This window comes from Parabacteroides massiliensis (genome assembly GCF_900155425.1).
GTDB classification, from domain to species: Bacteria; Bacteroidota; Bacteroidia; order Bacteroidales; family Tannerellaceae; genus Parabacteroides; species Parabacteroides massiliensis.
Genome location: NZ_LT700189.1, coordinates 1,292,552 through 1,307,008 on the forward strand (window position 1 = coordinate 1,292,552; position 14,457 = coordinate 1,307,008).

Here is a 14,457-nt window from a genome sequence, read left to right on the forward strand (position 1 = left end):
TTTTTGTTTTTGACTTCGAGTATAAAACAACTCATACCGGGTTTGGCTTATGCTCTTTTACATAAAGAACCACAAAGATATTAAACGAAAGTTTTACTAATTATGGTAGAATAGACCTTAAATAACTGTATGTTAGCTTGTAATCCTGTTTTGTGTTGAAAAGGCAAGTGTTAACTCACGAGGTTCTTGTCAGGCCTTAAAAAGAAACTCTAAGGGCTGGGAAACAATAGAGGTGGCCACCTTGTTATAAGTCATAAATTTCGCAAAAAACTAAATTTAGACGTATTTATGATTTGTAACTTTACTTACTTCAGCATCGCCCTGTTGTGGTTTCTTCCTGCCTTTGCCTCTGCTCAGACAGAGCCGATGGACTTGTCGCTGGAGCAATCTCTTGCGCTCTTGCAGAGCGAGAACAAAAGTCTCAGGATTGCCGGAAAGGAAGTGGAGCTGGCGAAGAATGAACATCAGAAACTCAATGCTTTCTGGTATCCAACGGTCAGTGCCGCGGGAGCTTATGTACATATGTCGAACCCGGTTGAGGTACGCCAGTCCCTGGACCAGTTTACCGATCCTGCAAAAGAGTATGTTCATTCCATCCTGCCCAACGACCAGTTTGTCTCATCTCTTCTCGATAAGATCGGACAAAACATATTGACGCTGCCGCTCATCTCGCAGAACGTCACGTCGATCGATGCAAATCTGACCTGGCCCATCTTTACAGGTGGCAAACGCATCTATGCCAGTAAGATCGGTAAGAAACTCGTATCCGTCGCCGAAGTCAACCGCGAACAGGTAAGGGCGAACCAGCAAGCATTGCTGATCGAAAGCTATTTCGGCTTGCGCCTCGGCCAACGGGTTGTCGAGGTAAAGACGGAAACCTACAACTCCCTGAAAACCCATTACGACCAGGCTCTGAAGCTGGAAAAGCAAGGAATGATCAACCGGGCCGAGCGCCTTGTCGCCCAGGTAAGCATGGAGGAGGCGAAGCGTGAGCTCGAATCAGCCCGGAAAGATCTCGAAGTTGCTGGCCAGGCACTCAAGAGCTTGATCAACATAGGGGAAGGACAAGAAATCCGCACGACGACCTCCCTTTTTATCAATGAGAACATTCCTTCGGCTGACTACTTCAAGGAGATGATCCCTTTTAACAACTACTTGGTCAACCAACTGAAGCTACAGGAAAACATCGCCGGTGACCAGTTGAAGATCGGACGTTCAGGCTATCTTCCCAACATCGCCCTGATCGGCAAGCAGACCCTCTATGCGGACGGACTCGACAAATATCTCATGCCGCGCACGATGATCGGGGTTGGCTTTACCTGGAATATCTTCGACGGCCTCGACCGGGAGAAACGCATCCGCCAGGCACGCCTGGCCAGCCAGTCGCTCGCCATCGGCAAAGAGAAAGCCGTGACCGATTTGCAGGTAGGGGTCGATAAGTTCTACTCCCAGATGCAGAATGCGATGGATAATGTCAAAGCATTGAATACAACACTTGAAATGAGCAACGAACTGGTTCGCATCCGCGAGAAGTCCTTCAAGGAGGGAATGGCGACCTCCTCGGATGTGGTAGACGCCGAAGTGGTGTTATCGAAGGTAAAGACTGCCTTTCTGCTTGCCTACTACCAGTACGATGTGGCACTCGCCAACCTGCTGTCCATTTGTGGCATTCCCGAAGCTTTTCACCAATACCGGATGGATGGTAAAACAGAGATATTGTAAACATAAAACCGTATAATCATGGACAAATCAAAGAAATACCTGACGATCTCTTTCATAGTAGTGTTGATCGCCGTAATCATTATATCTTTCGCGGGCATGTTCCTGTTGAAGAGCAAACCTGTGATTTTGCAGGGGCAGATCGAAGCAACCGAGATACGCATCTCCGGGAAGCTACCTGGCCGTATCGACACTTTCTTGGTAAAGGAAGGGCAGAACGTAAAGGCGGGCGACACGCTTGTCGTCATCAACAGCCCTGAAGCGCTCGCCAAATACCAACAAGTGAATGCTTTCGAAAATATCGCCCGTTTCCAGAACCAGAAGGTAGACGAGGGAACGCGTAAGCAGATTATTGCCACCGTCCAGCAGCTTTGGAACAAATCGAAGTCGGACCTCGAACTGGCAAAGACCACTTACAACCGTATAGAGGCCTTGTATAAGGACAGCGTTGTTTCTTCGCAACGGCGGGATGAGGTGAAAGCCTTGTATGATGCCGCCGTGGCTGGTGAACGGGCGGCCTGGAACCAATACCAGATGGCGCTCGACGGCGCCCAGATACAGGACAAAGAGAGTGCCCGCTCCTTGGTGAACGCTGCTAAAGGAACGGTCGACGAGGTCGCCGCCCTCTTGCAGGACGCTCGCCTGACAGCACCGGAATCCGGCCAGATATCGACAATCTTCCCGAAAAGGGGAGAGCTGGTAGGAGCCGGGATGCCCATCATGAACCTGATCGTGCTTGACGACGTGCATATCGTACTGAATGTTCGCGAAGACCGCCTGCCGTTCTTTCCGATGGGAGGGACGTTTGTCGCTGATGTCCCGGCAATCAATAAGAAGAACATCGAGTTCAAGATCAATTATGTCAGTCCTTTAGGCAGCTTTGCCACTTGGAAGTCGACCAAGCAGACAGGTAGCTATGACCTCCGTACGTTCGAAATACATGCCTTGCCGGTTGAAAAGGTGGATGGGTTACGTCCCGGAATGTCGGCTTTGGTTGAATTGGCAATGGATAATTGAGAATGGATAATTTTAAGAATAGTATGATGAATTGTCCATTGTTCATTGTTCATTGCCCATTCGTACGAGTTCTTCGAAGGGAACTTGTACGGATGGTTTCGCGGCGTCTCTATTTTGGGGTGTGCATCGTGTTGCCACTGTTCTGTATCTTCTTCATGTCCACTATCTTCGGGAATGGGCAGATGGAGAACATACCCGTTGGCATTGTCGATGAAGACAATACCTCTATGTCGAGAGAAATCGTGCGGACTGTCGAGGCTGTCCCTACTTTCAAGGTCACACGCCACTATGCTGACGAAGCGGCTGCTCGGCGTGCCACCCAGTCAAAAGAAATATACGGATACCTCGTGATTCCCATTGGTTTCACGGCCGATGCCACTGCTGGACGGCAGGCGACGCTTGCCTACTACTACCACTATGCTCTCCTGAGCGTCGGCGGTGAGGTGCGTGGCGCTTTTGAAACCGTCCTCCGCCAACTATCGATGGCCCCGATTGTGATGCAGGCTACCGCCTTGGGAATCGGGGAGGAGCGGATCTCCACATTCCTGCTCCCTGTCAAGGCCAGCAATCATCCCTTGTTCAATCCCGATCTGGACTACTCGGTTTACTTGAGCAACCCTTTCTTCTTCATCTTCTTTCAGGTCATTATCTTGCTGGCAACGGTCTATATCGTCGGCAGTGAGATCAAATTCGGGACGGGGGCGGAGTGGCTCTTGTCGGCAGGCGGCAATATCGTGACGGCGGTAGCGGGAAAGCTGTTGCCCTACACTGTTATCTTCAGCCTGATGGGCATATTGGCGAACTACGTCATGTTCGGTCTTATGAACATACCGTTTTCATGCGGTTTCTGGCCGCTCAATCTTACGGCGATCCTGTTTGTCGTTTCGACACAAGCGCTGGCGGTCTTCATCTTCTCCGTCTTTCCTGCGCTCAGTCTCATTATCAGCATCGTGTCAATGGTCGGCTCGCTTGGCGCAACGCTGTCAGGTGTGACTTTTCCTGTGCCTTCGATGTATGCACCGGTACATTATGCCTCCTACCTGTTCCCTGTCCGTCACTTCACCGAGATCTACCAGAACTTGCTTTATGGAGATTACGGTTTTGCCTGGACCTGGGTTAACTATGCTGCGCTGCTCTGTTTTCTTATTCCTGCGCTGCTGATGTTGCCTCGTTTGAAGAAAGCAATTGTGAACGAAGAGAAATGGAGGCATCTCGTCTCTTAAAAAAAAGGAAAATGAATATGAAAGTAATATCTGTTATACACAATGAGTTCAAGACGATTGCCGGCAGTTTTCCCATTCTGCTCGTGCTGATGGGCGGTATCTTTGTCTATGGCTTGCTGTACAATTATATGTATGCTCCCGACCTGGTCCGTAAAGTCCCGGTCGCTGTTGTCGATCATTCCCATAGTGAATTGAGCCGCCACTACGTCCGCCTGCTCGATGCCACCCCGCAAGTCGATGTCGTGACTACGGCTACCGGTTACCCTGAGGCTCAGGATATGATGAAGTCAGGCCAGGTGGCCGGTATTCTCTATCTGCCGGACAACTTCGAGGACCGTGTTGCCCGTGGCGAAGAATCTGTCTTCATTATGTACGAGACGACGAGCGCTTTCCTCTACTACCTTGCTATGCAGGAAGCTTCGGCCGCCTCCATGTTGGCACTGAACGATGGCTACCGGTCGGAAATGCTGGTGTTCCTACCTCAGCAGGCCGCCCCGAAACTCGCCTCTGTCCAGGCTGTCGGGGTAGTCGGGACCGCCCTGTACAATCCGACTGAAGGGTATAGGACTTATCTGATTCCTTCGGTTTTGGTTGTGATCATCTTCCAGACGTTGATGATGGTGATCGCCATGATTAGCGGTGATGAACGGCACAGTGGCTCGATTGTCCGTTTTGCCGGCAATCCCGTGAATCTCTCTTGGGGGCGGATGGCACAGGTGGTGATAGGCAAAACGTTTGTCTATGGCATGCTATACGCGGTTTTCGCTTTGTTTCTCTTGGGACTGATCCCCTTGATGTTCGGTCTGCCGGATATAGGCAACCCGCTTTATGTTATCATGCTGATGATTCCTTTCCTGTTGGCGACCAGCTTCTTCGGACTTACAGCATCCCTATTCTTTACGGATTCTGACGCGCCGCTTCTGATGATTGCTTTCTTCTCTGTCGGCCTCATTTTCCTCTCCGGTGTCTCGTATCCGATGGAATTGATGCCCTGGTACTGGAAACTGGCTCATTATCTCATTCCGGCGGCTCCGGCGACTATGGCTTATGTCAAGCTGAACTCGATGGGCGCTTCGATGAGCGAGATACAACCTGAATATATTACTCTGTGGATACAGTGTGCGTTTTATTTCGTGACGGCATGTCTGGTTTATAGGTATAATATCCGGAAAGCGATGTCAAAATCGCTTTCTTAACACCATGATGCGTATATTCTAAGATAAATACTTACATTTGCGTCTGTATCTCTGATAACATGAAAAAGAAATGAAACGAATACTACATTTGATCTTGATCAGCTGCCTGTGCTTCTCGGCGGCAGCACAGAAAAACGCCCCTAAATGGATGGATAAAGCCAAGAGGGCGGTCTTTACAATTACCACTTATGGAAAGGATGGAAATAAGCTCGCGACCAGTACGGGATTCTTTATCTCTGAAACAGGCGAGGCTGTCTCAGCATACGATATCTTTAAGGGAGCTGAGAAAGCAATGGTTACGGACTTCGAGGGAAAGACTTTTCCGGTTAAGAATATCCAAGGTGCGGACGAACTGTATGACGCCGTGAAGTTTCAGGTCGAAGTGCCGAAGAAGGCTGCTTTCCTGCCGATCGCCGCCGATCCGGTAGCAAACGGGACGAATGCCTATCTGCTGTTGTATTCTACCGGTAAGAACGTGGTCTTTAAATCTGGTGCTATTACCGAAGTAAGCAAACTGAAAGATCCGTATAAATATTATAAGATGGCAATCGCATTGGAGGAAAACGAACTCAATGCTCCATTGCTGACTCCCGAAGGTGAAGTGTTCGGGCTCGCTCAGGCGGATGCCGGTGGAAAGAAAGATATTTGTTACGGTCTTTCCGCCGGATATGTAGGGAGTCTGGCAATAGGTTCTGCTGATTATCTGAACTCTGCATACCGCAATATCTATATGCCGAAAGGATGGCCGAAGGAATTGGATCAGGCAACCGTAGCTCTTTATTTGATCAGTGGGACGCAGGATGCAAAGACACGCTTGGAAACGGTCAACGATTTTATCGCCACTTTTCCGAATGTCCCCGACGGTTACCTGAACCGTTCCGATCTTTATGCCTATAATCGTGCGGAATTGGCAAACTCTACGGCTGAACAGGCCGTTTACCTGCAAAAGGCATTGGACGACATAAAAACCGCTTCCAGATATAGCGACAAGAAAGGTGATTTCTGGTATAACCAGGCTAAGCTGATCTACGGTGTTGCTTCGGCCGACAGTACGCTGACCGATCCTGCCTGGACAATCGAAGCCGCCATGGAGGCGTTGGACAAGGCGATCGAAGAGAACAACTTGCCTGCCTACCACCAATTAAGGGCGGATATCCTGTTCAATAAAGGAGAATTCCAACAGGCGTTTGATGAATACATGATCGTTAACAACAGCGATGTCGCCTCTGCTTCTTCCTATTATTGGGCGGCAAAGGCAAAGGAACGGGTTACCGGTTTTAATATCGGTGACGTGATCGACCTACTCGACAAGGCGATCGAGAAATGCGGGACGAACATGAATGCCGAGGCGGCAGCTTATGTGTTGGAACGGATCGATTGGCGCTTGCGCCTTGCACAATACACGGAGGCTATCACCGATTATGATCTCTATTATACATTGGTCGGTGGCCAGGTGTTTCCAAACTTTTTCTTTCTGCGCGAACAGGCCAAGTTTCGCGCTGGTGATTTGGAGGGGGCTTTGAAGGATATCCAGACTGCTATACAGGGAAGTCCCGATACGCCCGACTACTATGCGGAAGAAGCCTCTATTTACGTTCGCCAGCAGAAGTATGAAGATGCACTGAAAAGCATAGAGAAGGCTATCGCGATTGCTCCTGATTTCGGAGCTTGCTACCGTTTAAGGGGCGTTTGTTACGTTCGTTTGGAGAAGAAAGCAGAAGCTTGCGAGGCATTTAACAAAGCGAAGGAATTGGGTGACCCGCTTGCCGAAAAACTGATAAAGGAACATTGTAAATAAGAGATGAATATGAAGAAACTGATGAATGTATTGTCGTTGCTGTTTGTCGCTGTCCTGTTGTTTGGTACGGCTTGCCAGAACAATAAGAAGAAGGAGGCGGAGAACGTGAATGTGACGTTGTTCGATAAGGAGCTGCCGGAGATCAAGACACTGGTCAACGGCGAGTGGGAGTTGGTGAGTGGCAAGAATGCCCGTGAGTTCTGCGAGTATGAGAATACATTCATCAAGTTTGCTGACGACCAGTATGTTTGGACGGAAGACGGCAAAGCCGAACCGGGTGCTTTGAACTGGCGCAAAGCGGATACGGGAGCCGGATATGAAGCTTATCTGATGGATGTCTTCTACGAGACCAACCCGGCCTATCCTGTCTCTATCAAAGGTGATACTCTTATCCTGCAAGATTGCTCTAAAACAGGATATAAATATACATTGGTTAGAAAATAGCTTGTATCACAGTCTGATATTTTGCCGGGGTTCATTCGATAGGCGAACCGGATGACTGGTGGCGATTGTCCGAAACATCTGATGTCTCTTATCGAGTGAACCGGACCGGCTTATAAGAAAGAAGGGTTAGTGTTAGGGAAAAAGGGACTTTCAATGTTTGGTATGTGTACTAATCTGTTTTTAAGTCTTTTCAGTAAAAATGATTTGTCTTGGAATGACTCCTGGATAATTAGTTGACGATTGCAGATGAACAGCGGTTGGCGCATGGATATATCTGTGTTTCGACTTACTTGCTTCTTGGAATATCTGATTCCTGTTATCATTGTTTTATTGAATGAACTTTTATAATTGTGTTGTTTATAAAATAACAACTGACATTCATTTTTGTTTTGATTTGAGACCTATTTTTCTGATTATATTTTCATTTCATGCAATTAGCCGCTTTAGGAATGACGCAGTCCTTTATAATCCCGCAGGATGAGCGTGAAGTTTCGGATTATTACAAAACCGGGTTCCAACTGGAGAAATGATTTGTTCGTCATAATCCGAGAACAGCCCTCACCCTTCTATCCCTTGATTTTCTACATATAGAAAGACAGGGTGAGTAGCTTTAGAAACTCCGTTACCAATTAATTTTTCTTGTCCCTTATTATGTTCTGTGCATATTTCGGTGATACCCACCCAGGCATTTCGGTCATATCCACCCAGTTTGTTTCCTATAAAATGGCATTGGGTTACAAATTTATAATTTCTTTCTTAAACTCTCACCTTTTAAGTCAAAACGATGCGAAGAGTGTACAATTCTGTCCAGGATCGCATCAGCAATGACTTCATTTCCGATGACATCATACCACTTGCTGACGGGTAATTGACTGGCAATGATAGTGGCCTTTCTTCCATGCCTGTCCTCTATGATCTCCATGAAGTCATTCTGTTGCTGTCCCTACAGCGCCTTCGTGCCAAAATCATCGATGATAAGCAAGTCCACCTTGGATATTTTGGTAATCAGCTTGATAATGGTTCCATCCACCCGTGCCAACCTGAGCTTGCCCAAAAGTTTCTGCATATTGAAATAGTTGACCTTGTATCCCTGATTACAGGCTTTGTTTCCCAACGCTGTAGCCAGATAGCTTTTGCCTACTCCTGCGGCACCGGTGATCAGGACGGATTCGCCTTTGTCCACATAGCTTCCCGTGCCTAACAGAGCCAGCATGTTAGGGTCTATTCCCCGATGGCTGCCGGCTTCGAGTTGTTCCAGAGTAGCACCGTAGCGGAAGTCCGCCTCTTTTATAAGGCGGGCGTTCCGATTGGTGGTACGGGTGTCTTTCTCCGCTTGTAAAAGCAACATTAATCCATCAACAAGCGTGAGTTTGTCCAGGCGTTTGGTTTCACCGAGTGAAGCCCATAAACGCGCCATTCCTGATAACTTCAGCGAGTTATCCTTTGCAGGCGCAACAGGCCGTCACAGCGTTTATAAAAGAACTCCGGCGGCACGTTTTGTGAAGCGAACATCAACTCGAAGAACTCTTTCAGCACTGCGGACTTCTCACCCGCTTTTTGATTGTAGTATGCCATGGAACGCTTTGTGTATGCATTCGAGTGTGAAGCCAGGTGTTCCTCCTTCATGCTGTAGCCAAAACTCTCTATACGCGGGTGGGTAGCTATGCGCTCGCCTTTAAGGTACACCTTGACCAACGTGCGGGTATAGATTACCTTTACCTTCTGCCCGATATGTTGATAAGGGACAGAGTAGTAATGTTTGTCCCTGCCCAGGTAGATACAGCAGTTGGCACTGACAGTCAGTTCTGTGTCATACTGCACTTCGAAAGGGGTACCGGGTAAGGGTTTGAGCGTCTTCTTCTCATCACTGATGAAGTGTTCCTCCCGGCTGTATGGACGCTGCTGCATCCGTTTGCGGTTGTGTAGCCTGACTTGTTCCAGGACGGCCTTGTTCAGTTCCTCTAAAGAGAAGAAAACCCGCTTACGCAAAGGAACGTATACCCGTTGGTATATCAGCCTGACCTGATTCTCAACCAGGGATTTATCTTTTGGTTTGCCCGGCCTTGTCGGCAGGGTTACAAAACCGTAGTGATTGCCCAGGTGTTCCATCAAACGGTTTATTTCAGGCTCGTAGCGGTCGCTTTTAACTACGGCGGACTTCAGGTTATCCGGTACAACTATTTTGGTGACACCCTCGAAAAAAGCAAACATACGGGTGATGGCATAAATAAAGTCCTCGCTTTTCTGTGAAGGGACACAGATGGCAAACGCATAGTCCGTATAGGGAAGGCAGCCTACAAAGGTCTGTACCTTGATGACTTCTCCGGTATCCATATCAACGTACTGCATCGTATCGCCGGCAAAATCGACATAGCACTTTTCACCGGCAACATAACTGTTCACTAACACCGTAGAAGGCTGTTGGGCGATTCTGTGTTGGTTCAGGTGGAAGCAAAACTGGGTGAAGCCATAGCCGGCAGGATATTCGGCAATATATTCTTCCCAAAGCTGCATCCGGGTCACATGTTTACGTCCAAGTTCCTTTTCCAGATAGGGTAAGCGCTTGGAAAAATCATCGAAGCGCTTGTCCGTATAGGCCGGGGCGCCACCGTTAAAGATTCGTTCCAATTCCGGTTCGTCTTTCTCCAATAGCTCTTTAACACCCACTGACAAGGTTTTAAATTGACGTATATACTTGTTGACCGTTTCTTTGTAGATTCCCAGTTGTGAAGCGATTGAACGGTTAGAAACTCCACTTTCATGTAATTGAAGAATTTGCTTAAGTTTACTCATTTCTGTTATTTTACCAGCCATCGTTTTGTGCATTAATTTGTTACCTGTTAAATTTAGGGCACAAAGGTATAGGGAAGTAGTGTTTGACTGGGTGGCAATGCTCCGAAATGCAATCAGGGGTACCAGGTGGGTGGCAATGCTCCGAAATAGGGTCGAAACACTCATCCGGATGGGTGTATATGCTCCGAAATAACTGATTTTTGAAACTGTTTTCTTTCATTTTTACCCGAATTTACTCCTAAATTGGGTGAATATGGTGCAATTTGGCGATTTTGAATGCTATGAGTTACAATTCAAAAGATGCTAATTGAGGAGGAAACACTGGGTGGGGATGCTCCGAATTATGCAATGTTCTGTAAAGACCTCAAATAAACTTTTCTCTTTTAAAGATTCGATCTTTTCTTGAAACGCTTCACATAGAAGTTTGGCTGTAATGATAAAACCTCTATCCAACAATTCTGCTTCTTTCTGATACAGTTTGGCTTTTACGGCTTTCAGATAGTTGTTGAGGCTTTTGGCTTCCTCATCTTTACCTTTTATTTGTTGCTTGGTTTTGTCCCATTTATCAATATGAACCTGTTTCCCTGTAGAAAAGGAACATCTTTCACCATTGATAGTGATTATAACTTCAATAGGAGCATTCCCATTTTTCCGAACTTTACTTTCTCTTATAAAGAAGAGAATAGAAAATGAACTTCTAACCATCTTGTTTAATCTTTAAAATTAGACATTTAGAAGTTCTTTTATTTACGTATATTGCTGAGGATTAGATTGTTGTAATGATTTTTTGTGACCGTTTTTATGAAAAAGCAAAAATGGTCACAAATTGGTCACAAAAAACTTTCAAACTAATCGTTTTTAGGTAGGAAATATCTTTTCCTGTTTTCTCTTAAAAATGAAAAATCATGAATGCTTTCTATGTTTCCTATATCCTAACCCCAATACTTTACAAAGAATATTTGTTGTTTAAAGGAGCATCTGATTGGGCAAGAAAGAAGAAGTATGTAAGATATTCCTATAAACAAAAACTCCTGTAATCATAACGATCACAGGAGTTTATATATGAGAATTGTTTGATTACTTCTTCATGGCTTCTTCTATAGCAACTGCTACTGCAACCGTAGCACCAACCATCGGGTTGTTACCCATACCCAAGAATCCCATCATTTCCACGTGAGCAGGAACAGATGAAGAACCCGCGAACTGAGCATCACCGTGCATACGGCCCATAGTGTCGGTCATACCATAAGAAGCAGGACCTGCAGCCATGTTGTCCGGGTGCAGTGTACGACCAGTACCACCACCTGAAGCTACAGAGAAATACGGGTGGCCGTTTTCCATACATTCTTTTTTGTAAGTACCTGCAACCGGGTGCTGGAAGCGAGTCGGGTTAGTTGAGTTACCTGTGATAGACACGTCAACGCCTTCTTTACGCATGATAGCAACACCTTCGCGAACATCGTCAGCGCCGTAGCACTTAACTTTTGCACGCAGACCGTTTGAGTATGCTTTTTCTGCGATTACATTTACTTCACCGGTCATATAGTCGAACTGAGTCTGAACGTAAGTGAAGCCGTTGATACGGGAAATGATTTTAGCAGCGTCCTTACCCAGACCGTTCAGAATAACGCGCAACGGTTCTTTACGAACTTTGTTTGCCATTTCGGCAATTTTGATAGCGCCTTCTGCAGCGGCGAAAGATTCGTGACCTGCCAAGAATGCGAAACATTTTGTTTCTTCACGAAGCAGACGGGCAGCCAAGTTACCGTGTCCGATACCTACCTTACGATCGTCAGCAACAGAACCGGCAATACAGAATGCTTGCAGACCGATACCGATAGCTTCAGCAGCTTCGGCTGCGTTTGTGCAGCCTTTCTTGATTGCAATCGCAGCACCTACAACGTAAGCCCAGCAAGCATTTTCGAAACAGATAGGTTGTGTTTCCTTACACATTGTATAAGGGTCGATACCTTTAGCGTCGCAGATAGCCTTTGCATCTTCGATGCCGTTGATACCATATTCTTTTAAAACCGCGTTGATATGATCGATACGGCGGTCATAACTTTCAAATAAAGCCATATTATTTATTTACTTTTTTAAATTCTTATTTACCAGAAATAAAGATATCAGAAAATTGAAAACAAGCACACCACCGCAGCAGGCCACATAAAAAGCCATCCAAGGACGGTCCGGCTTAATCAGGAAGTAAGCGATAACCGTTGCCACTATGGTGATGGCAATCAGCCCGGAGAGGACGCGTGTCAGTGTTTTCTTATTCATTACGAGGATCGATATATTTTACAGCTTCTTTGAAACGACCGTAAGAGCCCTTAGCTTTTTCCAGTGCTTCGTTAGCATCCATACCCTTCTTTACCATATCCATGAATTTGCCCAGGTGAACAAATTCGTAACCGATTACTTCGTCGTCTGCATCGAGAGCCATACGAGTACAGTAGCCTTCAGCCATTTCCAGATAACGAGTACCCTTAGCCAATGTTCCGTACATTGTACCAACCTGGCTGCGCAGACCTTTACCCAAGTCTTCCAGACCTGCACCGATAGGCAGACCGTCTTCAGAGAAAGCAGACTGTGTACGACCGTAAACGATCTGCAGGAACAATTCGCGCATTGCAGTGTTGATAGCGTCACAAACAAGGTCCGTGTTCAATGCTTCCAGCAGTGTTTTGCCCGGTAGAATTTCAGAAGCCATTGCAGCAGAGTGAGTCATACCTGAACAACCGATAGTTTCTACAAGTGCTTCTTGGATAATTCCTTCTTTAACGTTCAGTGTCAGCTTACATCCACCCTGTTTCGGTGCACACCAGCCGATACCGTGAGTCAAACCAGAAATGTCAGAAATCTGAGTCGCTCTAACCCACTTTCCTTCTTCAGGAATCGGAGCACACTGGTGGTTAGCTCCCTTCTTTACAACACACATGTGTTGAACTTCTTGTGAATAAATCATAATCGCTAATTTATTATATTAAAGTGATAATAAAACTTTATGCTAATTTTTATGTAAGATCGCTTTCTAAAAGACTGCACAAAGATAAAATTTTAAATTCAGCCGTGCAACAGGTCGGGTTATTTCAAAACTTCTTTAATTTTATCTTCCAGTTCTTGGCCGTGCAGGTTCTTGGCGATGATCGTGCCATCTTTATCGACCAGAACGGTATGAGGAATGCTGTTGACGCCATAAAGGGCCGCACCGCCGTTCTGCCAGCCTTTCAAGTCGGACAACTGTGTCCAGGTGATGTTCAGGTCTTTTACACCTTTGGCCCATGCATCGGCTTTGCTGTCCAGTGAGATGCCGACGATATCGAATCCTTTTCCTTTATAATCTTTGTGTGCTTTGACCAGATTCGGCATTTCTGCGCGGCAGGGAGGACACCAGGAGGCCCAAAAATCAATCAGGACGACTTTGCCGTTACCGACGTATTCGGAGAGCTTGTGTATTTCGCCTTTGGCATCCGGCATTTCAAAATCCGTAAACTTCTGTCCTACGGCAACCTTTTTCAGCACATTCAGGTGATCGATCATGTAGCTGATTCCCGGAACGGATTTAAAAGATGAATCAGCTTTGGAGATGATTTCATTTTGCTGTTCTTCGTCGATGTTGTAACGAAAATCGTAGAGATTCTTGGCAGCAGACTGTTTGTCCGTATGAGTTAGGATGTAGTTGACAACGGCATCGGTAATCTTCCTGTCGATTTCATCATATTTGGCTTCCGCCTGTTTGATCAGGCTTTCATTGCCCGACTTCATATCAGCGATCAATTTATCTATGCCGGAACGTAAGTTTTTGATCTTGGCCTGTAGCTCGCTTTGGTCATCGTTTTCAGGAGTTCCGCTAACAGTGGAGGTCGAATCCAGTACTGCAGTCAATTTCCCGTTTTCAAGCACGAAAGTCGCCGTGAACGGAGCGTTCTCTCCGGGAGCGACACGTACAGGTTCAACCACTTCTTCCGAAAAGCGGAGGATACGTAGGACCGGAACATTCTGCGTGCCTTTTAAGGTGAAAATCCCGTTTTGAACTAAAGCACTGTCTTGTGGTACAGCTTCTTTTACCCCATATTCATAAAGGTATACATACTTACCGTTCAAATCACTGTTTGAAACGGTACCGGTGATTTCGTAACCCGGTTTTTCGCTACAGGCTGCAAGAAGCAGGATGGAAGCGGCGATAGGAAGATACTTTTTCATATACTTACGTTGTCTTAAAACGATTAATACTTTATAGTTACAGACGTTTGGTGCAAAAGTAAGA

At 46.5% G+C, this 14,457-nt stretch carries 12 protein-coding genes and 1 pseudogene; 6 read left to right on the forward strand and 7 right to left on the reverse strand.

The features are described from left to right. Positions 1–288 precede the first annotated feature (288 nt). The 6 genes from BQ9893_RS05530 to BQ9893_RS05555 all read left to right on the forward strand — a co-directional run bounded on the left by BQ9893_RS05530 (position 289) and on the right by BQ9893_RS05555 (position 7,397). A complete protein-coding gene (locus BQ9893_RS05530; protein WP_075965093.1) occupies positions 289–1,722 on the forward strand; it encodes a TolC family protein in 1,434 nt (477 codons plus the stop codon). A gap of 18 nt (positions 1,723–1,740) precedes the next feature. Continuing rightward, entirely contained in the window at positions 1,741–2,736 is a 996-nt protein-coding gene (locus BQ9893_RS05535) for an HlyD family secretion protein (protein ID WP_075965094.1), read from the forward strand. A 2-nt stretch (positions 2,737–2,738) separates the two neighbouring features. After that, complete coding sequence (locus tag BQ9893_RS05540; RefSeq protein WP_075965095.1) at positions 2,739–3,959, forward strand: ABC transporter permease; 1,221 nt, start codon at positions 2,739–2,741, stop codon at positions 3,957–3,959. Between the two features lie 11 nt (positions 3,960–3,970). After that, positions 3,971–5,155, forward strand: coding sequence for an ABC transporter permease (locus BQ9893_RS05545; RefSeq protein WP_075965096.1), 1,185 nt, complete (start codon positions 3,971–3,973; stop codon positions 5,153–5,155). Between the two features lie 70 nt (positions 5,156–5,225). Beyond that, the gene (locus BQ9893_RS05550) at positions 5,226–6,953 is read left to right on the forward strand and encodes a serine protease (protein ID WP_075965097.1); all 1,728 of its coding nucleotides are present in this window, start codon (positions 5,226–5,228) and stop codon (positions 6,951–6,953) included. 9 nt (positions 6,954–6,962) lie between these two features. After that, the gene (locus tag BQ9893_RS05555) at positions 6,963–7,397 is read left to right on the forward strand and encodes a hypothetical protein (RefSeq protein WP_075965431.1); all 435 of its coding nucleotides are present in this window, start codon (positions 6,963–6,965) and stop codon (positions 7,395–7,397) included. 742 nt (positions 7,398–8,139) lie between these two features. Here the strand turns inward: BQ9893_RS05555 and istB are convergent. The 7 genes and pseudogenes from istB to BQ9893_RS05590 all read right to left on the reverse strand — a co-directional run bounded on the left by istB (position 8,140) and on the right by BQ9893_RS05590 (position 14,393). Further along, positions 8,140–8,814, reverse strand: a pseudogene (gene istB / locus BQ9893_RS05560) (IS21-like element helper ATPase IstB). 11 nt (positions 8,815–8,825) lie between these two features. Continuing rightward, positions 8,826–10,190, reverse strand: a complete 1,365-nt coding sequence (istA, locus tag BQ9893_RS05565; protein WP_075965098.1) for an IS21 family transposase — start codon at positions 10,188–10,190, stop codon at positions 8,826–8,828. 303 nt (positions 10,191–10,493) lie between these two features. Next, positions 10,494–10,895: an Arm DNA-binding domain-containing protein gene (locus tag BQ9893_RS05570; RefSeq protein ID WP_075965099.1), complete on the reverse strand. Its 402-nt coding sequence runs from the start codon at positions 10,893–10,895 to the stop codon at positions 10,494–10,496. 372 nt (positions 10,896–11,267) lie between these two features. Continuing rightward, on the reverse strand, positions 11,268–12,269 hold the full coding sequence (locus BQ9893_RS05575) for a GGGtGRT protein (RefSeq protein WP_075965100.1): 1,002 nt from the start codon (positions 12,267–12,269) through the stop codon (positions 11,268–11,270). Between the two features lie 9 nt (positions 12,270–12,278). After that, positions 12,279–12,470: a hypothetical protein gene (locus BQ9893_RS05580; protein WP_075965101.1), complete on the reverse strand. Its 192-nt coding sequence runs from the start codon at positions 12,468–12,470 to the stop codon at positions 12,279–12,281. Further along, positions 12,463–13,155 (reverse strand): iron-sulfur cluster assembly scaffold protein, encoded by a 693-nt coding sequence (locus BQ9893_RS05585; RefSeq protein WP_075965102.1) that lies wholly within the window; start codon positions 13,153–13,155, stop codon positions 12,463–12,465. Before BQ9893_RS05585 ends, BQ9893_RS05580 begins: the two co-directional genes overlap by 8 nt. Positions 13,156–13,274: 119 nt before the next feature. Then, complete coding sequence (locus tag BQ9893_RS05590; RefSeq protein ID WP_075965103.1) at positions 13,275–14,393, reverse strand: TlpA disulfide reductase family protein; 1,119 nt, start codon at positions 14,391–14,393, stop codon at positions 13,275–13,277. Positions 14,394–14,457: the final 64 nt, after the last annotated feature.

Coding starts and splice junctions, on each gene's coding strand:
- BQ9893_RS05530 (WP_075965093.1), top strand. CDS start 289: ATGATTTGTAACTTTACTTACTTCAGCATCGCCCTGTTGTGGTTTCTT.
- BQ9893_RS05535 (WP_075965094.1), top strand. CDS start 1,741: ATGGACAAATCAAAGAAATACCTGACGATCTCTTTCATAGTAGTGTTG.
- BQ9893_RS05540 (WP_075965095.1), top strand. CDS start 2,739: ATGGATAATTTTAAGAATAGTATGATGAATTGTCCATTGTTCATTGTT.
- BQ9893_RS05545 (WP_075965096.1), top strand. CDS start 3,971: ATGAATATGAAAGTAATATCTGTTATACACAATGAGTTCAAGACGATT.
- BQ9893_RS05550 (WP_075965097.1), top strand. CDS start 5,226: ATGAAACGAATACTACATTTGATCTTGATCAGCTGCCTGTGCTTCTCG.
- BQ9893_RS05555 (WP_075965431.1), top strand. CDS start 6,963: ATGAAGAAACTGATGAATGTATTGTCGTTGCTGTTTGTCGCTGTCCTG.
- istA (WP_075965098.1), bottom strand. CDS start 10,190: ATGAGTAAACTTAAGCAAATTCTTCAATTACATGAAAGTGGAGTTTCT.
- BQ9893_RS05570 (WP_075965099.1), bottom strand. CDS start 10,895: ATGGTTAGAAGTTCATTTTCTATTCTCTTCTTTATAAGAGAAAGTAAA.
- BQ9893_RS05575 (WP_075965100.1), bottom strand. CDS start 12,269: ATGGCTTTATTTGAAAGTTATGACCGCCGTATCGATCATATCAACGCG.
- BQ9893_RS05580 (WP_075965101.1), bottom strand. CDS start 12,470: ATGAATAAGAAAACACTGACACGCGTCCTCTCCGGGCTGATTGCCATC.
- BQ9893_RS05585 (WP_075965102.1), bottom strand. CDS start 13,155: ATGATTTATTCACAAGAAGTTCAACACATGTGTGTTGTAAAGAAGGGA.
- BQ9893_RS05590 (WP_075965103.1), bottom strand. CDS start 14,393: ATGAAAAAGTATCTTCCTATCGCCGCTTCCATCCTGCTTCTTGCAGCC.